This window comes from Paraburkholderia sp. RL17-373-BIF-A, assembly GCF_046030175.1.
Taxonomy (GTDB): domain Bacteria; phylum Pseudomonadota; class Gammaproteobacteria; order Burkholderiales; family Burkholderiaceae; genus Paraburkholderia.
The window spans coordinates 173,810-194,824 of sequence record NZ_JARESO010000004.1; the positions used below are offsets into that span (position 1 = coordinate 173,810).

Below are 21,015 nucleotides of genomic sequence, written 5' to 3' on the forward strand. Positions count from 1 at the left end.
ATAGGAGCACTTGCGGCACCGGGTTCAGCCGCCGCGAAGCACGGCCCATACCTCGCTGCTCTGCAATTCATCGAGTGCGAGCACCGCATCGCGAACCTGTTCGGCGCGTGCGTGACTGACGGCCCAACACGCGTTCTCGAAGTACTTTGCGACGATCGCCTCATTGGAGAGCGCGCGCTCGCCGGCGCCTTTGTTGATGCGGTAATAGCGGCGATGTTGCCGGCCGTCGTCCGTATCGACGATCATGCCGCCCGAGTAGTAGGCGGGGAACGCGCTATCGGGGTCCGCGACGCATTCCACTCGCGCGGACAGCGCGAGGATGCGCTCATCGGCAAGCGCATCGGGTTCCAGTTCGGCCAGTCCGAAGCGTCCACGCACGAGCGAAGCCGCCGCCACATACTGCGCGCTGAACTTCGCTTCATAGTTCGTGGTGGGCCGCCTTTTCGCCTCGAGCGGCTCGGTAACGATCGGCATGACCCGTTCGGGCAGCAGTGCGCGAATGCGGCTGATCCGGTTCAGATCGATCTCGCCGCTGTGCGCCAGATCGGCGCCGGCCTCCGCGATCGAATGCAGAAAATGGCATACAGGGTAGGGTTTGATCGCCATTTGCTCCGTTTCCCAGATTTCGCCGAGACCCGTGCTCGCCATGACGTAATCGACTTCGCCCGCGTGTTGCTGCAGGTGCGAATCGAATAGCCCGTAACGCCCTTCATACGGGCGCGACGGCGCAACAAAACCGGCCTGCGCAAGTCGCGCGGCTGTGATGCCGCCAACGCAGCCCCAGCCCGGATGCAAGCGCTTGGACCACGTGCCTTCTTCGAGAAACACTTGCACGCCCGAAGCGGTGCTCGCGGCAATGCCTTGCGCCGCGGCCAGTTGCGCGGTATCCAGTCCATAGAGGCGGCCGGCGATCAACGCGGCCGAGAAGTGCGACAGCACACCGGTCGGGTGATAGCCGGCATGATGAAAGCCGCCTTTCGCCGCCGCGCCCAGACGCGTGGCGACTTCCATACCCACCAGATACGCGGCGAGCGCAGCGCGCCCGCTGGCGCCGGTTTCGTTGCCGACGGATAGCGCCGCCGGCGCGCAGAAGGCGGTTGCATGCACGATGCCTTTCATATGCGTGTCGTCGTAATCGAGTCCATGCATCAGCGCCGCGTTGAGCAGCACCGCATTGCGCACGGTATGCGTTTCGCTGCTGCCGATCACCGGACTGACTCCGCTTTCGCCGAGCGCCCTGATGCCGCGCAAGATCACGTCGGCGAATTCGTTGCGATGGGACGCGAACGCAATGCCGAGCGCGTCGAGGATCAGATGCTTGGCGCGCGTGCGTACGTGGCGCGGCACTTCGTCGAGGTTCAGCGAGTGAGCAAACGCGGCGAACGTTTGCGAAAGCGTGCGGTTGCTGGCCGGTGTGCTTGCCATCGTGAGCTCCATCGCATGTCGAAATTCGAGGCCTGAAATCGCGGGCCAACAGGATTCACGTTATAGATCGACCTGCGTGACAAGCAAGCTGTTTCGCGAAAAACACCGTGCACATCCGCGATAACCCGGATCTTCGTCCACGCTTAAATCGACGTTCAGCATATCGAAATTCCGTATGCGGCGATTATCGGCGATGCTCGGTAAAGCCCGCGACGCAGCGCGTCCGTGAGCGGCACGGGAAATACCATAAGACGATTGGAGACACACATGCTACGAGCCCCGCTGCGAACCTGGATCGGCGTCTTGGCGGTGCTGCTTGCACTCTTGGCAATGGTCTCGCGCACGGCCTTCGCGAGCGATCCCGCGCTGATCGAGCAGGCGAAGAAAGAGGGCGGCCTCGTGGTCTACGGATGCGACCCGCCGCAAACGCCGGTGTATCTCGACGCATTCAAGAAGCGCTATCCGGAGATCAAGGTCAGTTCTTACGTCGCGGGCTGCTGGCAGATTTACAACCGCCATATCGCCGAGCGCAATGCAGGCAAGCAGGCCGCGGACGCGTTTTTCTCGCTGGAAGACGTCTTCACGCGGATGCAGAACGAGCAACTGCTCGACCCGTATCACTCGCCGGAGTTGAAGAACTTTCCCGCCGATGCCGCGCCCGCCGGAAAGGACTTCGAACGTGTGAAGACGTTGATTCTCGGCGTCGGTGCAAACAAACAGTATCTGAACGGCATGCAACCGCCGCAAGACTGGATGGATTTCGCCAACCCGAAGAAGGAGTGGCAAAACCAGATCACGTTTTACGACCCGCGTACGTCGTCGGCGGCTTTCTCGTTGCTTGCGACGCTGTACCAGAACTTCGGCGAACAGCGCACGGTGGCGATCTACCAGGGGCTCATCAAGTCTGGGGCTGAATTGACACCGACCACGCCGGCCGGCTTGTCGAAGATGCTGTCCGGCGAAAAGCCGCTGATGTTCTACGTGGTCAACAACCACTATAGCGGTGCGGTCGCCAAGGGCGCGCCGCTCGAATTCATCGTGCCGAAATCCGGCACCGTGTCGACTCCGTTTTCGGTCGCGGCGCTCAAGGGCGCGCCGCATCCCGCGGCGGCGAAGCTGTTCGTCGACTTCATGATGAGCGACGCGCAGACGATCATCCAGAAAGCGAACGAGTACGCATTGCGCAACGGCTCGGCGCCGCCGCAGGGCATGCCGAAGCTCGCGACGGTGAAGGTGCTGCCGCTCGACATCGACGCCGCGCTCAGGCAGCAGGCGCAGTTGATCGAGCTCTGGCAGAAAGCAACCGGAATCAGGTGAGGCCACGCATGTCGATCATCATTCGCCGCCTGCAAAAATCCTATGGCGCGCAACCGGTGCTGAAGTCGGTCAGCGAGAGTTTCGCCGAGGCGCAGATTTCGGTGCTGCTCGGCGCGAGCGGTTGCGGCAAGACCACGACGTTGCGCTGTATCGCGGGACTGGAGCGGCCTTCGGATGGCGAGATCGTGATCGCCGGACGTACCGTGTATCAGGCTACGCCCGCGCTGTGGGTGCCGCCCGAACGCCGTCATGTGTCGATGGTGTTCCAGTCGTACGCAATCTGGCCGCATATGAGCGTATTCGAAAACGTCGGCCTGCCGCTGCGGGCGGCAGGAGTGAGCGGCGCCAAGGCACGCGACGCGGTGATGGCGACGCTGCGGCTCGTCGGGCTCGATACGTTCGCCGAGCGCAGCGCGACGCAGTTATCAGGCGGTCAGCAGCAGCGCGTGGCGCTCGCGCGCGCCATCGTATCCGAGGCGCCCGTCATTCTGATGGACGAGCCGCTCAGCAATCTCGACGCGAAACTGCGCGTGGAGATGCGCATCGAAATTCGTGAATTGCAGCGGCGTCTCGGCCGCACCATTCTGTTCGTCACGCATGATCAGGAAGAAGCGATGTCGATAGCGGACACCGTCTACCTGTATCACGCCGGCACGGTGATCCAGAAAGGCGCGCCGAAGGATCTCTACGATCGTCCCGCCACGCGTCACGCAGCGGAGTTTCTGGGGCGGGCGAACATCATCGCGGACTACGAATGGCAAATGGGCGCGAACGGCGCGGTGTTCGCGATGCCGGGCGGCCTGACGTTGCCCGCCGCGCTCGCGCAACCGCCGCGGCCCGGCGAGCTGTTGTGCATTCGTCCGGAGAAGTGGCGCGTGCGTCAGGCGGGTACACCCGGCTCGATCGCCGGGCGCGTCGCCGAGGCGAGTTTCGTCGGCAATCGCACCGAGTACCGGATCGACACCGCGTTCGGCCAGATGAGCGTCGTGCAGCTCGACGCCGGTCCGCGCCGGCCGGGCGACGCGGTCAGTATCGAAGTGGCGGCGGACGATATACGCGTGATAGGAGCGTGACCTTGGCCGATCTGCCTCTTTCGGAGCGTCACGCCGTGCAGCGCCACCGGTTCATGCAGCAGTTGCCGGCGATCATGGCGGTCGTGCTGATCTGCTGCGCCGTCGCCGTCCTCGTGATCGCGCCGCTATGCGCCGTGCTATATCGCGCCGTATTCGACGCGGACGCGGGCACGCCGTCGGTGACGGGCCGTTACTTTGCCGAAGTGCTGGGCAAGCGGATTTACTGGGACGCGTTGGGCAACACGCTGTTCGTGTCGGGCGGCGCTGCGATGATCGCCACGCTGCTCGGCGTGTCGTTCGCGTGGATTTTCGAGCGCACCGACACGTGGATGCGTGGCGTATTGCAATGGATCACCCAGTTGCCGATCTTCATTCCGCCGTTCGTCGGCGCGGTCGCGTGGGCGCTGCTCGCCGCGCCCCGCAGCGGCATCATGAACCGGCTCCTCGCGATGCTCGGTTTGCCAGGCGTGCTGGACGTCTACAGCCGCTGGGGCATGCTGATCGTGATCGGCCTGTATCTCGCGCCGTACGTGATGATGATCGTCGCGGCGGCGCTGCGCAGCATGGACCCGAGCCTCGAGGAAGCGGCGCAGGTGTGCGGCCTCACGCCTTTGCAGACCATGCGCCGCATCACCATTCCGCTACTCACGCCGGCCGTGCTGTCCGGCGCTGTCCTTGCATTCACGATAGCGATCGGCCTGTTCGGCACGCCGGTGGTACTCGGCTGGTCGCGACAGATTCTCATGCTGACCTCGCGCATCTGGATCGGCTCGCAGGAAGTGCCGCCCAACTATGGCGTGATGGCCGTCCTGTCGATCTATCTGCTTGCGTTGTCGAGCTTCACGACGTGGCTGCAACGCGTGCTGATCGGCAAGCGGGTTTATACGACCATCAGCGGCAAGGGGTTCCGGCCGCGGCTCGTCGAACTCGGCGCATGGCGCTGGGCCACCGGCGCGCTTGCGGCGCTCTATGTCGTGTCCACGATCCTCGCGCCGATCGCAATCCTGATCGCCGCGGCGCTGTCGCGCTACACCTGGTCCGGCGAGTACTCGTTCACCACGGCGATCGGCTATCTGCAATCGGACGACGTGTGGTTCACGCTGCAAAACAGCGTGCTCATCTCGGTGGTTTCCGCGACCACGGCGACGCTCGCGGGCATCGTGATCGCGTGGATCGTCGTGCGCACCCGGCTGCGCGGCAAGGGCCTGCTCGAATACGTGATCCTGCTGCCCATTTCGATGCCGGGCATCGCGTTCGGCGTCGGCATGCTGCTGTTCTGGATCAACGTGCCGCTCTCTGTCTACGGCACTACGTGGATCATCGTCTTTGCGTTCGTCGGCCGGTTTACCGCCTATGCGGTGCGGTCGGTGTCGGCCAGCCTGATCCAGGTGCATCCCGAGCTCGAAGAGAGCGCGCGCGTGTGCGGCTATGGACCGTTGCGCACGTTCACGCACATCACGTTGCCGCTCATTCGCGCCAGCGTGATCGCAGCGTGGCTGCTGCTCTTCAGCTTCTTCATGACCGAGCTCTCGATGGTCGTGATTCTCTACACCGCGGCGGACCGCACGTTCTCCGTGCTCGCATTCGAAGCGTGGAATGTCGGCGATTTCTCGCGGCTCGCGAGTTACTCGCTGTTGCAGATGGCGGTCGGCATCGTCTTCATGGCGATTTTGAAGACCTGCTTTCGCAGCTGGAGCGCGCCGCGTTCCATGCAACCGGTCACACCGAACTGAAGCAGACGGCCGTCTGCGTAATCTGCCCGTTGCCGGGCGTCTGGAGGAGCAGGGTATGAAACCGAAGAACATGCTGATGGACACGATGAAGTCGGGCCGCACCGCACTCGGCGTGTGGGCGAACGATCCCGAAACCGCGGAACTGTGCGCGCATCTCGGCTTCGACTGGATCATGATCGACATGATGTTTACCGGCATGGACTTCCATGACGTGCAGAACATGATCCGCACCTGCGAGGCGGCCGGCATTACGCCGGTCGTGCGCATGCAGACCAATCCGTGGCATGGCTACGATGCGCGCATTGGCGTCGATCTGTCGCGCTTGCAAGGCCTCGGCGCGGAATACGTGCTGATCTCGCATTCGGGCCTGCAGGAAATCGACGAAGCGCTCGAAATTGCGCGCGACTGGCACCGGCGCGCGCTCTGGATTCATCCGTTCAATAATCGCGAATGGGAGCAGCGCACCGACGAGATGGCGCAGGCCACGTACATCATTCCGCACGTGGAGAGCCAGGGCGGCATCGACGACTTCGACAAGGTACTCGATCATCCCGATCTGAAGATGTTCTTCTTCGCGATGACCGATCTGTCGAAAGTGCTGGGCGGCAATGCGAAGAAACCGGACTTCAATAGCCCGGATCTGTGGAAGCTGGTGGACCGTGGTGTGAAGAAAGCGCAACAGCGCGGCATCATGGTCGGCGCTAATACGAGCTACGCCTATACGTTGGAGGAAATGCGCCAGCGGGTCAAACGGCTGCACGACGCCGGTATGAACTTCATCATGATTCAGGGCGCGCAGTTCCTGTTTCAGGTCGCGATGATGGAGTTTTTGCCGAACGTGCGCAAAGACCTGGGCCTGGTCTGAATGCGCGGTTGCGAACATCGCCATGATGATGCGGCACGCCGGAGGAGGTAACATAAGCCACGCGCGAGGTCACGGGCAAAGCGTGACACCCGTGCCCCGGTTTGCCGCTGAGGAGACAATCCACGTTATGGCGACGCATTTCGATCTGACCGACATGCAGTTGATGGTGAACATCGGCGAATCATTGAGTCTCACGCGGGCGGCCGAGAAATCGCACCTGTCGGCGCCCGCGGCCAGCATGCGGATCAAGAACCTCGAAGACTATTTCCGCACACCTTTGCTGTACCGCACCAATCAGGGCGTGACGCTCACGCGTTCCGGCGAGGAACTGATGCGGCATGCGCGCATTCTGATCGCGCAGGTCGAGCAGTTGCACGGCGATATGCAGGAATTCGCGCGAGGCGTCAAAGGGCGGCTGCGCGTGCTCGGCAATACCACGGCGATGATGGAGGTGATGCCGAACATCCTGAGCCGTTTTCTCGCCTCGCATCCGGATGTCGACCTCGAACTGCGCGAGAGCGGCAGTCAGGCGATTGCAAGGGCGGTAGCCGACGGTGCCGCCGATCTCGGCATTGTCGCGGGCTGTCCGCCTGCGGAAAACCTGCACTATCTGCCTTGCCGCGACGACCGTCTGGTGCTGATCGTGCCGAGCGGCCACGTGCTAGAGGGACGTGAAGCGGTCGCGTTCGCCGAGACGCTCGCGTTCGATTACGTCGGCTTGTCGGAATGGAGTGCGATTCACGCGTTCCTCGTGCGGGCGGCTGCCGAGGCCGGGCGGCCGTTCCGCTTTCGCGCGGAGATGGGCAATTTCGATGCGGTGTGCCGGATGATCGAGGCAACGGTCGGCATTGGCGTGATTCCCGACTCCGTGGCGCGCAGGCTCGTGCCGACCATGCGCATCACCGCGATCGCGTTGACCGATAGTTGGGCGTTGCGCCGGCTGCATGTCTGCGTGCGCGACTTCGACGCGCTGCCGCTGTTCGCCCGTGAACTGGTCGATATGTTCGCGGCCGAGGCGCATACCGGAAAAGATCACGCGCTGACGGCCGGCACGGCGACGCCTTAGCGAACCTCGAAGATAGCCTCCACCTCCACGGACGCGGCGGCGGGCAGGGTGGCGACGCCGACCGCCGTCCGTGCATGCCGGCCGCGCTCGCCGAACACCTCGAAGAAAAGATCGGACGCCCCGTTGATCACTTTCGGCACGTCCGGATAACCCGGCGTCGCGTACACGAAGCCACCGACGCGGTGGCAACTGAGCACGCGGTCCAGGTCGCCGTCCAGCGCGAGGTGCAACGCCGCCAACAGGTTCAGCGCGCAGATCTGCGCGGCTTGCTGTCCGGCTTGAAGGTCATGGACCTCGCCGACCGGACCACTGAATCGCACTTCGCCTTCCCATTCACAGATTTGTCCGGAGAGGAAGATCAACTGGCCCGAGCGTGAAAACGGTTTGAACGCGCCGCGCGGTGCGGGCACGTTCGGCAAGGCGAGGCCAAGGGCGTTCAGACGGGCGAGGGCCGTACCAGGGGAAGCATTCGATGTGGGCGTGGTCATGGCGGTGTTGAAGGTTTCCATTGAGGTGAAAGCCGGCGGGCGATCGGAGCTGGTCAGGCGTTGGTCGATGCGAAGCGATCCGGTAGGCAAATCATGACACGACCGGGCGCTGGTGAGAAACGTGTGAGCATGCTCGACGCTTCCATGCGAGCTAACGGCAACGATATACACCCGCGCGGGCGTATGATTTCGCAACCTCTGCCAAACAGGAGCCGCCCCATGCAACCGCGTGTCCATCTTCTCTTCATTACCGTATTGGCCGGTGCATTGAGTGCCTGCGCGCAGACCGGCCCCGTCGAATTCTCCGCCTCGGGCGCCGACGCGCCGATGCTCAATCAGGCAAGCGATATGGACTTCGGTCCGATGGACAGGACGATCGCGCAATGCAAAACGGTGTCGCGCAACGCGGGGCCGGGCCAATGCACGAAAGTTCGCGCCTACGAATCGTGCATGAAGAGCAAAGGCTACATTACCGTGCTCGGGCCGGAAAACCCGCAAGGCTGCGGCGACCCGGAATGGGAGAAGGATGTGCGGAAGTGGCTTCAGTGAGGGGTTCATTGCGCAAGCCCTGTCAGCACGCATGAGATCCCGGCTGCTAACATGACGCTCCCCCTGCTTGCGCGAGAGAACGACATGCGACTGAAAGACCGGGTTGCCTTGATTACGGGTGCTCAACGGGGCATCGGACACGCGATAGCGGCAAGATTCGTCGCCGAGGGAGCAAAGGTGGTGCTCGCCGATGTAACGGACGCGACCGCGGAAGCAGATGCGCTTTGCGCCTCAGGTGGCGAAGCCTGCTACGTCCGCGCGGACGTGTCGCTCGAATCCGACGTCAGCGAGATGTTTCGCCAGGCTGAAGCCCGTTTCGGACAGGTAGACATTCTGGTCAATAACGCAGGCATCGAATTCGCGAAGACCGTTCTCGACACGACCGTTGCGGAATGGGACCGTCTGATGGCGGTCAACCTGAAAGGCGTTTTCCTATGTTCGAGAGCGGTCATCCCGTCGATGCAAATGCGCGGTGAGGGCGTCATCATTAACATTGCGTCCGAGTTGGGACTGGTGGGCGAGGCCAATGTCGCCGCCTACTGTGCGTCGAAAGGCGGAGTCGTCATGTTGACCAAGGCGATGGCGGTCGATCATGGCCGCAGCGGTATTCGTGTGAATTGCCTGTGTCCCGGCCCCGTCGCGACGCAATTGCTGGAGGATGTGTTTACCAGCAGCGTCGATCCGGCCGGTTTGCGACGCTCATTCGAAGCCGCGACGGTGTTGGGCCGAATCGGTACGCCTGGCGAAGTCGCCAGCGCCGCCGCTTTTCTGGCGAGCGACGACTCGGCCTTCATGTCGGGCGCGAATCTGGTCGTTGACGGAGGATGGACGGCGCGTTGAATCACACTGGTGATCGAAGTGGCGCGACCGGCCAACCGGAGCGTGTGCGGATCAGCAACGAGCTGGGCGCGCCCGAAGCAGATGCCGAAGCGCACACGCGCCAAGGCTAACTAACTCGCGCAAAGCGCCACGATCTCCGCCGCTGACGCCTCTTCACGCGCCAAGGTTCGTCGGTCCATCCACTCGAAGCGGCCCGACGCGAGTGCTTTGCCGCTGACCACCACGCGTTGCCGGCATGCGATCAACTCGGCGTCGGCGAGCTTTTTTCCGGCTTGCGCCAGACGATCGTCGACCAGCACGCTCAATCCTTTTGCTTGCAGTTCGCGTTGCAGCGCCTGGGCGGCCTCCTGCCGTTCCTGACGCTCCCAGTCGATGACGGTGAGCACGACGTCGAAGGTGTTCAACGACTCGCTGCCCCAAAAGCCGCGCTCGTCGCGCTGCCGGCTGAGCAGCAGCATGGCGAGGCGCGAAACGCCCACGCCGAAGCAGCCCATTCTGACGAATTCGCCTTTGGTGTTCACCAGGCCCATAGCCTTGGAGTAACGATCGCCCAGGTCGAAAATGTGCGCACATTCGAGTGATTTCTGACCTTCCGTCTCGTCCTCGCCGAGTTCGCTGAGAACATGAAACTCCTCCGAGCTTTGGCCGCCGATTTCCCCGTTGTCGCTGGACTTGACGATGGCGGCGAGCCCCAGTCGCCTGAAGATGCGCTGATAGGCTTCGCGAACGGCCTCATACGCTGCGCGCGCACCGTCCTCCGTGGCATTGAAGGCGTAGCCGTCTTTCATGATGAACTCCTTGGCACGCGCGAGGCCGCCGCGTGTCCTCAGTTCGTCGCGGTATTTGTTGCCGAACTGATAGAGGCCCAGACTCATGTCCGTCCTGTCGTAGTGCGTCTTGACCATGTTGGTGGCCAGTTCCTCGCACGTGGCGCCGAGGCAAAAGAGCCGGCCGGAGCGGCTCGTGAGCCGCATCAGCTCGTCGCCATACACGTCCAGCCGCCCGGTTTGCCGCCACAGATCGGCGTCCTGCAGCAGGCTCATCTGGATTTCGCAAAAGCCGGCGCGCTCCATCTCCTCGCGCACGACGCTCTCGACGCGCCGCTGCGCTCTCAGGCCGAGCGACATCCAGGAGTAAAGTCCCGCGGCGTCCTGATGGACGAGGCATGCCTTGCGGGCGAGGTCGGTCAGTTCCAGCCGGGTGTTGTCCTGCTCGAAGAAACTGTTGGCGAAAAATTGCTGTGAGAATTTCATGATGTGCTCCGGATTCAGAATTCAGCGTAAAAACAGGCCTGAAATGAAAAAACGCCCGCAGGGGGCGTCCGGATCATCGATTCTCACGCGAGGCGCAGGCGCTTAGCCTCCCTGTCGCGCATATTGAGTTCTCGAGCAGACTCCGGCCGCCATAGCGGGCACCGGAGGTCGTTGCGGGAGAATGCTCAAAAAGTCCATGATGTTCTGCTGCTCGTGCCGTACTCGTTTCTATTCAATAGCGGGGGATGCTGCGCCGACATGATCGAGCGGATCGCGGGTTGGCTTCGCTTCCTCGTCTTTCATTAGTTGCTACTCTGCACGAAACATGGCGCGGCTGCAACCCCGCCTCGCCAATGTCCGGGGCATAGGGGCACTGTCTGTGCTATTACCCAGGTTCGCCCAGCGTGCGTCTCAATGCCGTGAAGAACAGTTCCGACTGCGCGCGCTCGCTTTGCACCTGATTTGCCACGCGAGCCGCAAGGGCAGGGTCCACCGGCTTCAGGGCCCGCCCCGTGGAAAGCGCCAACACTTGGCTTTGGCAAGCCCGCTCCAAATAGTAAAGATCATCGTACGCGTAGTCGATGCGCTCGCCGCACACCACCACGCCGTGGTTGCCGAGGAATACGATGTCGCTGCCATTCATCGCATGCGCGATCCGTTCGCCTTCTCCGGCGTCCAGTGCCAGGCCGTTGTACTCGCGGTCCAGCGCGATGCGGCCGTGAAAGCGCATTGCGTTTTGCGACAGCGTGGTATCGAGGCCGCAGTCTTCGGTCAGCGTCAACGCCGTCGCGTAGGGCATATGCGTGTGCAGCACGCAATGCTTGCCCGCGATGTTATGGACCGCCGCGTGGATGAACATGGCGGTGGGCTCGACCTCGTGCCGACCGGCGACGCGATTGCCGAGACCATCCACGATGAGGATGTCGTCCGCCGTAATTTCGCTCCACATCAGGCCGCGCGGATTCAGCAGGAAGAGCCCGCGGTTGCCGGGCAGTGCGATGCTGAAGTGATTGCATACCCCTTCGCCGAGACCGTGATGCGCGGCCGCACGCAGTGCCAACGCAAGATTCTGCCGCAGGGCGACGACTTCCGGGGCGTGAAAAATGGCGTCTTCAACAACCGGGGTAGCTTTCATGGCGGTGTCCGCGTTCGTAATGATGTGGAGGAGGCGGCCCTTATCGCCCGACTCTCGACAAACATTGACGAGCTTATCAGCGGCTTCAGGCGAGAGGTAGTGCGAGCCTCGCTATTTCCGCGAAGTATCGCGCACCGGTTAGCAAAATATCATCATTGAAGTCATAGGTTGAATTATGCAACGGCACGCCGCCCGTCTTGCCCGTATCCCCGTTGCCGATGAAAGCAAAGTTGCCCGGCACGACCTGCAGGAAGGCGCCGAAGTCCTCGGAGATCATCATGGGCTGCACGTTGGCTTCGACGTTTTCAGCGCCGACGATATGACGGGCCGCCGAGACGGCAAGCTCCACATAATCCCCCGAGTTCACGGTCGGTGCAAATTCGTGCGTGTATTCGAACGAGCACTGCGCCCCGTGCGCGTGGCAGATCCCTTCGCTGATTTCTCGCATGCGGGTGGCGAGCATGTGCTGCACCTCCGGCGCGTAGCTGCGCGTGTCGCCTTTGATCGTCACATTCGAGGGGATGACGTTGCGAATGCCGTCCGTGATGAACTCGGTGCAGGAAATCACCGCCTGTAAGCCCGGATCCAGGTTGCGCGAAACGATGGTCTGAAGCGCCAGCACGATTTGCGACGCGATCACGATGGGATCCACGCCCATGTGCGGCCGCGCCGCGTGCGTGCCGCGCGCCTTGATATGGATGACGAAGTTATCCTCGCTCGCCATGATTCCGCCGGCTCGGGTCGCGAATGTGCCGGCCCGCTGGCCCGGCATATTGTGCGCACCGAAAATTGCGTCGACAGGGAAGCGCTCGAAGAGTCCGTCGCTCATCATCGCTTTTGCGCCGCGGCCGTGTTCCTCCGCCGGCTGGAAGATAAACCGCACCGTACCGTTGAAGTCTCGCCGCTCGCAAAGCAGGCGCGCCGCGCCGAGGATCATGGACACATGGCCGTCGTGACCACACGCGTGCATCTTGCCGTGCGTACCCGACGCGTGCGAACGGTCAGGCGCGTTTTCGAGGATATTGAGCGCATCCATATCGGCACGCAGTCCGATCACGCCTTTTCCCGACCCAACGGTGAGATTGGCGACGAGTCCGGTACCGCCGATTCCACGGTGTACCTCGAGGCCGAGCGTTTGCAGAATGTTCGCCACGTAATCGGCGGTCGCGACTTCCTCGAAGCCGGTTTCCGGATGCTGGTGCAGATGTTGACGCCAGCTTTTCAACTGCGATTGCAGGGACGTTTCCATGGTTTCAGATCCTGTTCGAATTCAATGCATGTCGACGAGTCATGCCATATCCGCCGATGAGTGAGCGAGATGGCCGAGCCAATCGGCCTGGCGCTCCAGCACCGACGCAGCGGTTTCGCCCACGCATTGCGCGTAGACGGAGGGCGCGGTCGCACCTTCCGTGCTGATGACGAGCACGCGCGAATCCGCATTCAGGCCGACTGCTCGCGCCAGGTTCGCGTCGCTCATTAAAGCGGTCAGGCCTGCGAAACCCGCAGCGCCCGACTCGCCAACCACCAGCGGCACATCGCGCGCGGAGCCGGCGGCCAATGCGCGCATGGCAGTGATCGCGTCGTCGTCCTGGATGGTCATGAAGTGATCGATGCAAGGCTGCAGGATTTTCCACGCGAGCGGCGATGTCTCGCCGCAAGCCAGCCCGGCCATAAGAGAATCGATCGCTCCGCTAGCTCTCGTCGCGCGGCCCTCGAGCGCGCTTTGATACAGGCAATCGGCCTGCTGCGGCTCGACCACCACGAAGTGCGGCCGATCCGCGCCATAGGTCTCCCACAGAAAGCTCGCGATACCCGCGGCAAGGCCGCCCACGCCGCCTTGCAGAAAGACGTGAGTGAATGCCGGGACGTGCTGATCGCTGGCGCTTTGCTCGATGATTTCGGCGACCACGGTTCCGTAGCCCTGCATCACGTCGCGAGGAATGTCCTCGTAGCCTTCGTACGAGGTATCCGACACGACATGCCAGCCGTTTGCAGCAGCAAGGCGGGCTGCCTCTTCGACCGACTCGTCGTAGTTGCCCGCGATGCGGATGATCTTCGCGCCGTATGCAGCAATCGCCTGCTCGCGTTCGACGCTCACATTGGCATGCAACACGATCACGCATTCACAGCCGACCGTTTGCGCGGCTGCCGCCAACGCCTTGCCGTGGTTACCGTCCGTCGCGCTGATCACCGTCAGATGGGTGAGCATGTCCTTGCAGCGTCCCTCGATCACGGCAACCGCGTCGAGGTCGTGCATCGGCCAAAGGCGCAGGATCAGCCGGACCAGTGCGATGGGCGCGCCCAGCGCCTTGAAGCTGCCGAGTGGGGAACGCACGGACTCGTCTTTCACGCATAGCTTCGTGACGCCGAGTCGCGCCGCGGCATCGGGTAAATCCCGGAGCGGCGTTGCCTTTGGATTGAGGTGATCCCAATGTGACAGCCATGCACGGCTTTGCTGGGCCGCCGCAACGTTCAGGATCTGCGTCAGGTCATTGGGGTAGCAGGTACGCGACGCATGCTTGTTGGAGATGAGCATTGCAATTCGACTCCGGAAAGGCGGTTGGACTAAGTGATTTCAGTCGGGAAAAGGGCGGGACGCCGTCCTCGACATGTCACTTTCCACCAAAATAATATTGCTTGATCCGCGCCGATATGACGCAAAATGCAGGCTCTTTATGAAAAAAAATCTCATTTAACCGGGTTGAAGCACGACTATGGCCACGACTCTCGATACCTTCGACAGAAAGCTGCTGCGCGAAGTACAGGAAGACGCGCAGATCCCGCAGAACGAGCTTGGGTCACGCGTCAGTCTGTCCACTGCCGCCGTGAACCGGCGCCTGCGCCGTCTTGCCGACGAGGGCGTGATCGAACGGTATGCCGCAATCGTCTCGCCGGAGAAGGTGGGTTCGCCTCTCACGATTATCACGTCCATCGAGGTCGAGAGCGAACAGATCGACCTGTTGGACGCGATGAAGCGGACATTCTCACTGTGTCCGCAAGTTCAGCAGTGCTATTACGTCGCCGGCGAGTGGGACTTCGTGCTCGTCATGACGGTGCGGCATATGGAGCAGTACAACGAGTTGACCCGGCAACTCTTCTTCGCGAATAACAACGTCAAGCGCTTCAAAACGCTGGTCAGCATGAGCCGCGTCAAGGTCGGCTTGACGGTGCCGGTCGATCTCGACGAATAGCCCGCTCGCTACCTGACGACGCTGCGATCGTGCCAGTCGCCTTGCCCGAACTGGCGAACGGTGATCGCGCCATTGCGGATGTCGCCATTGGCATCGAACTGGATGGGGCCGGTCACGCCATCTATTTTCAAAGTCTGGAGCTTGGCGAGGTAGACCTTCGGGTCGGTGGAGTCGGCTGCCTGCATCGCGCCCGCCATGGCCATCACGGCGTCGTATGCATACGGCGCGTAGAGCTGCACAGGCGTGCCGAAGCGCTGCTGGAAGCGTTTGAAGAAGGCGTCGCCCTGCGGCATCTTCGCAGGCGGCACGCCTGCGAGCGTGCAGTACATGTTGTCCGTCATGGCCGATCCGGCCAGCTTGATGAACTGCGGCGTGCACGCTTCATCGCCTGCAATCAGTTTCGCCTTCAGGCCGAGTTTCTGCGCCTGTTGCGCGAACGAGGCTGCCTGCGTATCGCCACCCGTGAACACGATGCCGGTCGGAACATGACTCTTGATCGTGGTCAGCACGGCCATCCAGTTGGTCGTTTTGTCCGTTCCGTATTCTCGAACCACGACGGTGCCACCCGCCGCCTTGACGGCCTTCTCGACCTCGTCGGCGAGGCCCTGGCCGTATGCCGTGCGGTCATCGACGATGGCGACCCTTGACGCCTTCAGATCCTTGACGAGGTAGGTGCCGATAACCGTTCCCTGTCTGACGTCATTGGCAACCATGCGAAACACTGACTTGTAGCCTTGCGCCGTCAGCTTCGGGTTGGTCGCGGACTCCGTGATCATCGGAATACCGGCGTCGGAATAGATCTTGGATGCGGGAATGGACGTGCCGGAATTCGCATGTCCCACGACGCCCGCCACCTTGTCATCGATGAGTTTTTGCGCCACGGTCACTGCCGTCTTGGGATCGGCGGCGTCATCCTGGGAGTCGAGCGCGAACGTCACGGTCTGTCCGCCGATCCGCAGTTTCTTGCTGTTCAGATCCTCGATTGCGAGCCTGACGCCGTTCTCGTCATCTTTGCCGATGTGCGAGAGTTCGCCGGTTAGCGGCGACACCTGGCCGATTTTCACGGTGACGTCCGCGCGAGCCGACAACGGCGACGTCGCTAATGCCAGAGCAAACATGGCGGTGGTGCACTTCAGTGTTTTCACGATCGGGTACTCGCAGAAATGGAGACGGGGCTGATGCATCGGAGGCACGACTCGGGGCCTTTTGCTTGTCGCGAAGGCTGATGGAAATCGTACGGTGCCCGCGTGGTAGCCAAAATCGCGTGAGGTGTCGCTCGTGAAATTGCTGATCGAAAACAGCCTGCGGATCGATAATTTTTCTCGGCGGTGTTGGCGCACCGGCGAGGCGTCGGGTCGACGTGACAACGGCCGTTCGCTATTTCCGACAAAAGGAGCGCTTCCGCTTAAGCCACTCAATAGGTGTAAGAGGCGATCACGCGTTTAATCTTTTCCAACGACTCCCGGAGCGTGGTCAATTCGACGGATCCAAGCGCCACGCGAATCGCATGCGGTACATGTTCCGAAGTCGAGAAAGGCTCGGCAGTCGAGACTGAAATTCCCTCGCGCACGAGCGCCATCGCAACCACGTCCGCGCGAACCTCCTCTGCGAGAGGAAGCCAGAGGAAGTAGGACACGGGATGACAAATGCGTCGCAGTCCGGCGAGGACCTCGGCGGCCATCGATTGCCGGACCCTCGCATCCTCGCGCTTCTCTATCTCCAGACGTGTGACGGTGCCATCGTCGAGCCAGCCGCAGGCAATGGCGGTCATCACCGCGGCCGTGTTCCAGGTGGTGGCCCGGATCGCACGCTCGATCGGCGCGACCCAGCGATCGGGGGCGGCAACGAAACCGACTCGCAAGCCGGTGGCGATGCTTTTCGACAACCCCGAGACGTACACCGTCGTCTCAGGTGCGAGCGCTGCCAACGGGGGCGGCGGGTCTTCCGCGAGGAAGGCATACGCGGCGTCCTCGATGATGAGCAATCCGTGCTTTCGGGCAAGCGCCACCAACTCGTGCCGACAATGCGCGTTCATGACCCCGCCTAGCGGGTTATGGAGTGTCGGCATCGTGTAGATGGCACGCACTTTTCTGCTTCGGCACAAGCGTTCGAGCGCGTTCAGGTCGGGGCCCTGGTCGGAAACCGGAATCGGCGCCAGTTCGAGCCGGATCGTTTCGGCTAGCACCTTGAACCCCGGATAGGTCAACGCGTCGACCGCGACCACATCGCCGGGCTTCAGGAGCGCTAGAACGGTTGCTGTCAAACCATGCTGCGCGCCGTTCACGATCACGACGTGATCGCCTTGGACAGCCAGCCCCCGACACGCCAGATGACGCGCGACGATCTCCCGTTCATGCGTCCGGCCGCCGTGCGGCTGATAGCGCAATAGCGCATCCAGGTCGCCGGAGGACGCGAGCTGGCGCAGGGCGCTTCTGAGAAGTTCGGCCTGACCGGGGAGGGACGGATTGTTGAAATTGAGGTCCGTCAAACCCGCGTCGCCGGCATGCTGGTCGACGCCCAGGCGCGGAGGCAGGGATATTTCTCTGACGAAGGTGCCGCGGCCGGTTTCGCCGCTGACCAATCCCATCGCCCCAAGTTCGGCATAAACCCGCGACGCGGTGACCAGCGCAAGCCCCTCCTTGGCGGCGAGCTGCCGGTGAGTCGGCAAGCGCGTGCCGGGCGCGAGGCGTCCCGTCCGAATCTCGGTCGCCATTCTGTCGACCAGCAATTTGTACCGCGAGGTGGGCATGCGCAAATGTATCCATGACAATTATTTGATTGTATTAATTCTCGGCCATACGATGTCACATCGCAACTCTGTTTGCGCAGTCGTGGGACTCGCCGGCTTTGGTTGGCGTGGCCTGTTGAATCGGCGGCCAACAGTCAGCGCCCCTTGGGCTCATGGACGACAACATCATGCACATCGCCATCCTTACCTTCGAAGGCTTCAACGAACTCGACTCGCTTATCGCGCTCGGCGTCCTCAATCGCGTCAAGAAGCCAGGCTGGCGGGTGTCGATCGCTTGTCCCACTGCGCGGGTCAAGTCGATGAATGGCGTGGTCATCGAAGCCCAGGCTTCACTGCAAGAGGCCTGTACTGCCGATGCGGTGATCGTGGGCAGCGGCAGACAGACGCGTGAAGTCGTCGCCGATAGTGCGTTGATGGCGCAGTTGCAACTCGACCCGTCAAAACAGCTGCTGGCCGCGCAGTGTTCCGGCACGCTTGTTCTCGCCAGGTTGGGCCTGCTCGATGGCGTGCCGGCATGTACCGATCTCACCACCAGGCCGTGGGTTCAGGAAGCGGGTATCGACGTGTTGAATCAGCCCATTTTCGCCAGCGGCAACGTGGCGACCGCCGGGGGCTGTCTGGCTTCGGCTTACCTCGCCGCCTGGATCATCGCCCGTCTGGAGGGGATCGACGCGGCGCAGAGCGCACTGCATTACGTCGCTCCCGTCGGAGAGAAAGAGGCCTACGTGTCCCGCGCGATGGCCAATATCATGCCGTTCCTGGAAGCGAACCTGACGACGGTGTAAGCGAACAAACTAAAACGCCAGCGCGGCCTATTGACTATTCCTCTTAGAAAATCGGTCATTTGAGTGAGGTCGCCTGGCACATCGCGGCGGTCCGATCCGCCGCAATACGACCGGCTTCGATCGGTCGAAACCGCAGTCGCTACCACGGCAAAAACTGAAGGCATCGCCGATGCCTTCAACCCACGCTAAACGTCATTCCCAGTCAAGCGCTTTCTGCGTTCTCTCCTTTTCCCCGCCGCTTCAACTGCGCAAAAACCAACACTTACCCGGCGACAACGTTTGCGCCGATTCAATCCGTCGGGGTCGGTGAGTTTGGCTATTTACAAAATGGGAGGCTAGCCAAATACTCCCGCCACAACTTGAAAGTCGAGTGTCAACGAGAAGTCATGCCAGTCCGTTTAACACGGACGTCAGCCGTCATCGGCTGACGCAACTTCACATTCGCTTCCCCCCATGAACACTGCGTTTGCCCTAAGGTCGCAGCGGTCCGGGGTAAATATTACCAACGATTACAAACCGGGTCGTCGTACACAGGAAGGGTCCGGGGAGACTGTCAGCGCATGAAAGCATTAAGTGTTCTCCATAGTGAGTCGTCACGGGGATGGGGAGGCCAGGAGGTTCGCACGCTCAAGGAAATGATCGCGTTGCGAGCGCTGGGTCATAACGTCGAACTGGTTTGTCCGGAAGACGCGCGCCTTGGGATTCGCGCGCACGCTGAAGGCTTTCAGGTGCATTACGCGCGCATGCGGGCGGGCGCGGATCTGCGCTCCATGCTCACGATCCGGTCGCTGCTCGAGCGTCGTCGCTTCAATGTGCTGAATACGCACAGCGGCCATGACAGCCTCGTCGCCGGCATGGCGGGGCGGCTCGCGCGGACGCCGTTCATCGTGCGCACGCGGCATCTGGCGTTGCCGATCACATCGCTTGCCACGTACAACTGGATTCCTCATCGCGTCGTCGCGGTCAGCCATCATGTGCGGAAGTACCTGATCTCCGCGGGCGTGCAGGAACACCGCGTCGAGACGATTTACGACGGCATCCTGAAGCCGGAAGCGGGGACCTGCTCCACGTTGCGCGATGAACTCGGACTGGACGCCGACACGGTTGTCGCCGGCATGGTGGCGATCGTCCGCGAGAAGAAAGGCCACGAAGACCTGATCGCGGCGGTCAGGCCGATGCTGGCCGAGCGTCCCAATCTGCATGTCGTGATGGCGGGCGACGGCGTGTGGTTCGAGAAGATCAAGACGATTGTCGATAACATGGGCTTGTCCCAGCGTATCCATCTGCTCGGCTTTCGCACGGACATTACCAACGTGCTGCGCGGCTGCGATCTGTTCGTTTTGCCGACGCATCAGGAAGCGCTCGGACAATCGTTTATCGAAGCGATGGCGGTGGGTTTGCCGGTGATCGGCACGCGCGTCGACGGCGTGCCCGAGTTGATCGACGACGGCGTGAATGGCCTGCTCGTGCCGGCGCACGACATCGATGCATTGAGGAGCGCGCTGGCGCGTCTGATCGACGATGCGCCGCTGCGCGAGCGCCTGGGGCTTGCCGCGCGTCTGAAGACCGATAACCGCTTCACGGTGGACGCCATGGCGAACGAGACCATCGACTGTTATATGCGTGGCATCTATGCCCGGCGGGCTTACTACGGCGAACGGCGGGCGGCGGCATGACGAAGTTCGCACGCGCGGTGCCCGTGCTGATGTATCACCACATCAGCACCTCGCCAGGCATGATCACGGTGTCGCCGGAACACTTTGCCGCGCAAATGGCGTATCTGGCCGAGGCGGGGTACACGACCGTCGGCAGCGCGCAACTGTCGACCTATCTGGCGGGCGAGCCATTGCCGAAGAAGTCCGTCGTGCTGACTTTCGACGACGGCTACCTCGACAACTGGGTGCATGCGCACCCGGTCCTACAGGCACATGGATTGACCGCGTTGTGCTTTCTGGTGACGAGCTGGATCGGCGAAGGACCGGTGCGTGCGCACGCGCGTTCGGGCGACGCGCTGCCTGCATTGCTCAATCACCGCGATGGCGAGGTGGCGATCGAAAACGGTGAAGCCGATCGCGCCATTCTTCGATGGTCGGAGATCGACGCGATGCGTGAAGCCGGCACGTTCGAATTTCACAGTCATACGCATAGCCATGTGCGGTGGGATCGAGTCTCCGCCAACGCAGAGGAGAAGTGCGCCGGGCTGACACGCGATCTCGCCAGCGCGCGCGCCATGCTGGAGCAAAGACTGGGCGCCGTATCGGATCATCTGTGCTGGCCACAGGGATACCACGACGACGACTATCGGCGCATTGCGGCTCAGGCCGGCTTCCGTCACTTTTACACGTGCGAGACGGGTTCGAACTATGCTGGACGTCATGACGGCGCGGCTCGCTCGATCACTCGCCTGGAAGTGCGTGACCGGCCGGCCTCGTGGCTCGCCTCGCGGTTATGGGTGCATACGCGGCCCGCGATCAGCCGGGCGTATTTGAGGATCAAACGGTAGTACGGCGGCCCCTGATTTTTCGCGGGCGCAACCTTCCCACCTC

The 21,015-nt window shown here is 62.2% G+C and carries 19 protein-coding genes; 11 read left to right on the forward strand and 8 right to left on the reverse strand.

Translation table 11 applies throughout. From position 1 onward, the window contains the following. Positions 1–24: 24 nt before the first annotated feature. Positions 25–1,425 (reverse strand): MmgE/PrpD family protein, encoded by a 1,401-nt coding sequence (locus P0D80_RS06585; RefSeq protein WP_408282222.1) that lies wholly within the window; start codon positions 1,423–1,425, stop codon positions 25–27. Between the two features lie 267 nt (positions 1,426–1,692). Between P0D80_RS06585 and P0D80_RS06590 the strand changes: the two genes are divergently transcribed. The 5 genes from P0D80_RS06590 (at position 1,693) to P0D80_RS06610 (ending at position 7,479) form a co-directional block, all read left to right on the forward strand. Further along, complete coding sequence (locus P0D80_RS06590) at positions 1,693–2,742, forward strand: ABC transporter substrate-binding protein (protein ID WP_408282225.1); 1,050 nt, start codon at positions 1,693–1,695, stop codon at positions 2,740–2,742. An 8-nt stretch (positions 2,743–2,750) separates the two neighbouring features. After that, complete coding sequence (locus tag P0D80_RS06595; RefSeq protein ID WP_132374423.1) at positions 2,751–3,815, forward strand: ABC transporter ATP-binding protein; 1,065 nt, start codon at positions 2,751–2,753, stop codon at positions 3,813–3,815. Positions 3,816–3,817: 2 nt separating this feature from the next. Beyond that, the gene (locus P0D80_RS06600) at positions 3,818–5,548 is read left to right on the forward strand and encodes an ABC transporter permease (protein ID WP_408282228.1); all 1,731 of its coding nucleotides are present in this window, start codon (positions 3,818–3,820) and stop codon (positions 5,546–5,548) included. A gap of 55 nt (positions 5,549–5,603) precedes the next feature. Beyond that, on the forward strand, positions 5,604–6,413 hold the full coding sequence (locus P0D80_RS06605) for an aldolase/citrate lyase family protein (protein ID WP_132374425.1): 810 nt from the start codon (positions 5,604–5,606) through the stop codon (positions 6,411–6,413). 127 nt (positions 6,414–6,540) lie between these two features. Continuing rightward, positions 6,541–7,479, forward strand: coding sequence for a LysR family transcriptional regulator (locus P0D80_RS06610; RefSeq protein WP_408282231.1), 939 nt, complete (start codon positions 6,541–6,543; stop codon positions 7,477–7,479). On the opposite strand, the gene P0D80_RS06615 is transcribed toward P0D80_RS06610, so the two are convergent. Further along, the gene (locus P0D80_RS06615; RefSeq protein WP_408282234.1) at positions 7,476–7,988 is read right to left on the reverse strand and encodes a RidA family protein; all 513 of its coding nucleotides are present in this window, start codon (positions 7,986–7,988) and stop codon (positions 7,476–7,478) included. The two genes, P0D80_RS06610 and P0D80_RS06615, sit on opposite strands and share 4 nt — an antisense overlap. 198 nt (positions 7,989–8,186) lie before the next feature. On the opposite strand from P0D80_RS06615, the gene P0D80_RS06620 reads away from it, so the two are divergent. After that, a complete protein-coding gene (locus P0D80_RS06620; RefSeq protein ID WP_408176672.1) occupies positions 8,187–8,516 on the forward strand; it encodes a hypothetical protein in 330 nt (109 codons plus the stop codon). 51 nt (positions 8,517–8,567) lie between these two features. Further along, complete coding sequence (locus tag P0D80_RS06625; RefSeq protein ID WP_408282237.1) at positions 8,568–9,356, forward strand: SDR family NAD(P)-dependent oxidoreductase; 789 nt, start codon at positions 8,568–8,570, stop codon at positions 9,354–9,356. Positions 9,357–9,466: 110 nt separating this feature from the next. Here the strand turns inward: P0D80_RS06625 and P0D80_RS06630 are convergent, their stop codons facing one another. The 4 genes from P0D80_RS06630 to P0D80_RS06645 all read right to left on the reverse strand — a co-directional run bounded on the left by P0D80_RS06630 (position 9,467) and on the right by P0D80_RS06645 (position 14,280). Continuing rightward, on the reverse strand, positions 9,467–10,609 hold the full coding sequence (locus P0D80_RS06630; RefSeq protein WP_408282239.1) for an aminoacyl--tRNA ligase-related protein: 1,143 nt from the start codon (positions 10,607–10,609) through the stop codon (positions 9,467–9,469). Between the two features lie 385 nt (positions 10,610–10,994). Next, complete coding sequence (locus tag P0D80_RS06635) at positions 10,995–11,744, reverse strand: aldolase (protein WP_408176676.1); 750 nt, start codon at positions 11,742–11,744, stop codon at positions 10,995–10,997. An 85-nt stretch (positions 11,745–11,829) separates the two neighbouring features. Further along, on the reverse strand, positions 11,830–12,993 hold the full coding sequence (locus tag P0D80_RS06640) for a M20 aminoacylase family protein (protein WP_408282242.1): 1,164 nt from the start codon (positions 12,991–12,993) through the stop codon (positions 11,830–11,832). 39 nt (positions 12,994–13,032) lie between these two features. Beyond that, entirely contained in the window at positions 13,033–14,280 is a 1,248-nt protein-coding gene (locus tag P0D80_RS06645; protein WP_408282245.1) for a diaminopropionate ammonia-lyase, read from the reverse strand. 178 nt (positions 14,281–14,458) lie between these two features. On the opposite strand from P0D80_RS06645, the gene P0D80_RS06650 reads away from it, so the two are divergent. Beyond that, positions 14,459–14,935, forward strand: a complete 477-nt coding sequence (locus P0D80_RS06650) for an Lrp/AsnC family transcriptional regulator (RefSeq protein WP_408282247.1) — start codon at positions 14,459–14,461, stop codon at positions 14,933–14,935. A gap of 8 nt (positions 14,936–14,943) precedes the next feature. On the opposite strand, the gene P0D80_RS06655 is transcribed toward P0D80_RS06650, so the two are convergent. Together P0D80_RS06655 and P0D80_RS06660 are read right to left on the reverse strand one after the other, a co-directional pair. Beyond that, positions 14,944–16,053, reverse strand: coding sequence for a branched-chain amino acid ABC transporter substrate-binding protein (locus tag P0D80_RS06655; protein ID WP_408282491.1), 1,110 nt, complete (start codon positions 16,051–16,053; stop codon positions 14,944–14,946). A 296-nt stretch (positions 16,054–16,349) separates the two neighbouring features. Further along, the gene (locus tag P0D80_RS06660) at positions 16,350–17,684 is read right to left on the reverse strand and encodes an aminotransferase-like domain-containing protein (RefSeq protein WP_408282250.1); all 1,335 of its coding nucleotides are present in this window, start codon (positions 17,682–17,684) and stop codon (positions 16,350–16,352) included. Between the two features lie 167 nt (positions 17,685–17,851). Between P0D80_RS06660 and P0D80_RS06665 the strand changes: the two genes are divergently transcribed. The 3 genes from P0D80_RS06665 to P0D80_RS06675 all read left to right on the forward strand — a co-directional run bounded on the left by P0D80_RS06665 (position 17,852) and on the right by P0D80_RS06675 (position 20,972). Further along, positions 17,852–18,469 (forward strand): DJ-1/PfpI family protein, encoded by a 618-nt coding sequence (locus P0D80_RS06665; RefSeq protein ID WP_408282492.1) that lies wholly within the window; start codon positions 17,852–17,854, stop codon positions 18,467–18,469. A 560-nt stretch (positions 18,470–19,029) separates the two neighbouring features. Continuing rightward, the gene (locus tag P0D80_RS06670; RefSeq protein WP_408282252.1) at positions 19,030–20,145 is read left to right on the forward strand and encodes a glycosyltransferase family 4 protein; all 1,116 of its coding nucleotides are present in this window, start codon (positions 19,030–19,032) and stop codon (positions 20,143–20,145) included. Continuing rightward, the gene (locus P0D80_RS06675; protein ID WP_408176680.1) at positions 20,142–20,972 is read left to right on the forward strand and encodes a polysaccharide deacetylase family protein; all 831 of its coding nucleotides are present in this window, start codon (positions 20,142–20,144) and stop codon (positions 20,970–20,972) included. Before P0D80_RS06670 ends, P0D80_RS06675 begins: the two co-directional genes overlap by 4 nt. The last annotated feature ends 43 nt before the right edge of the window (positions 20,973–21,015 follow it).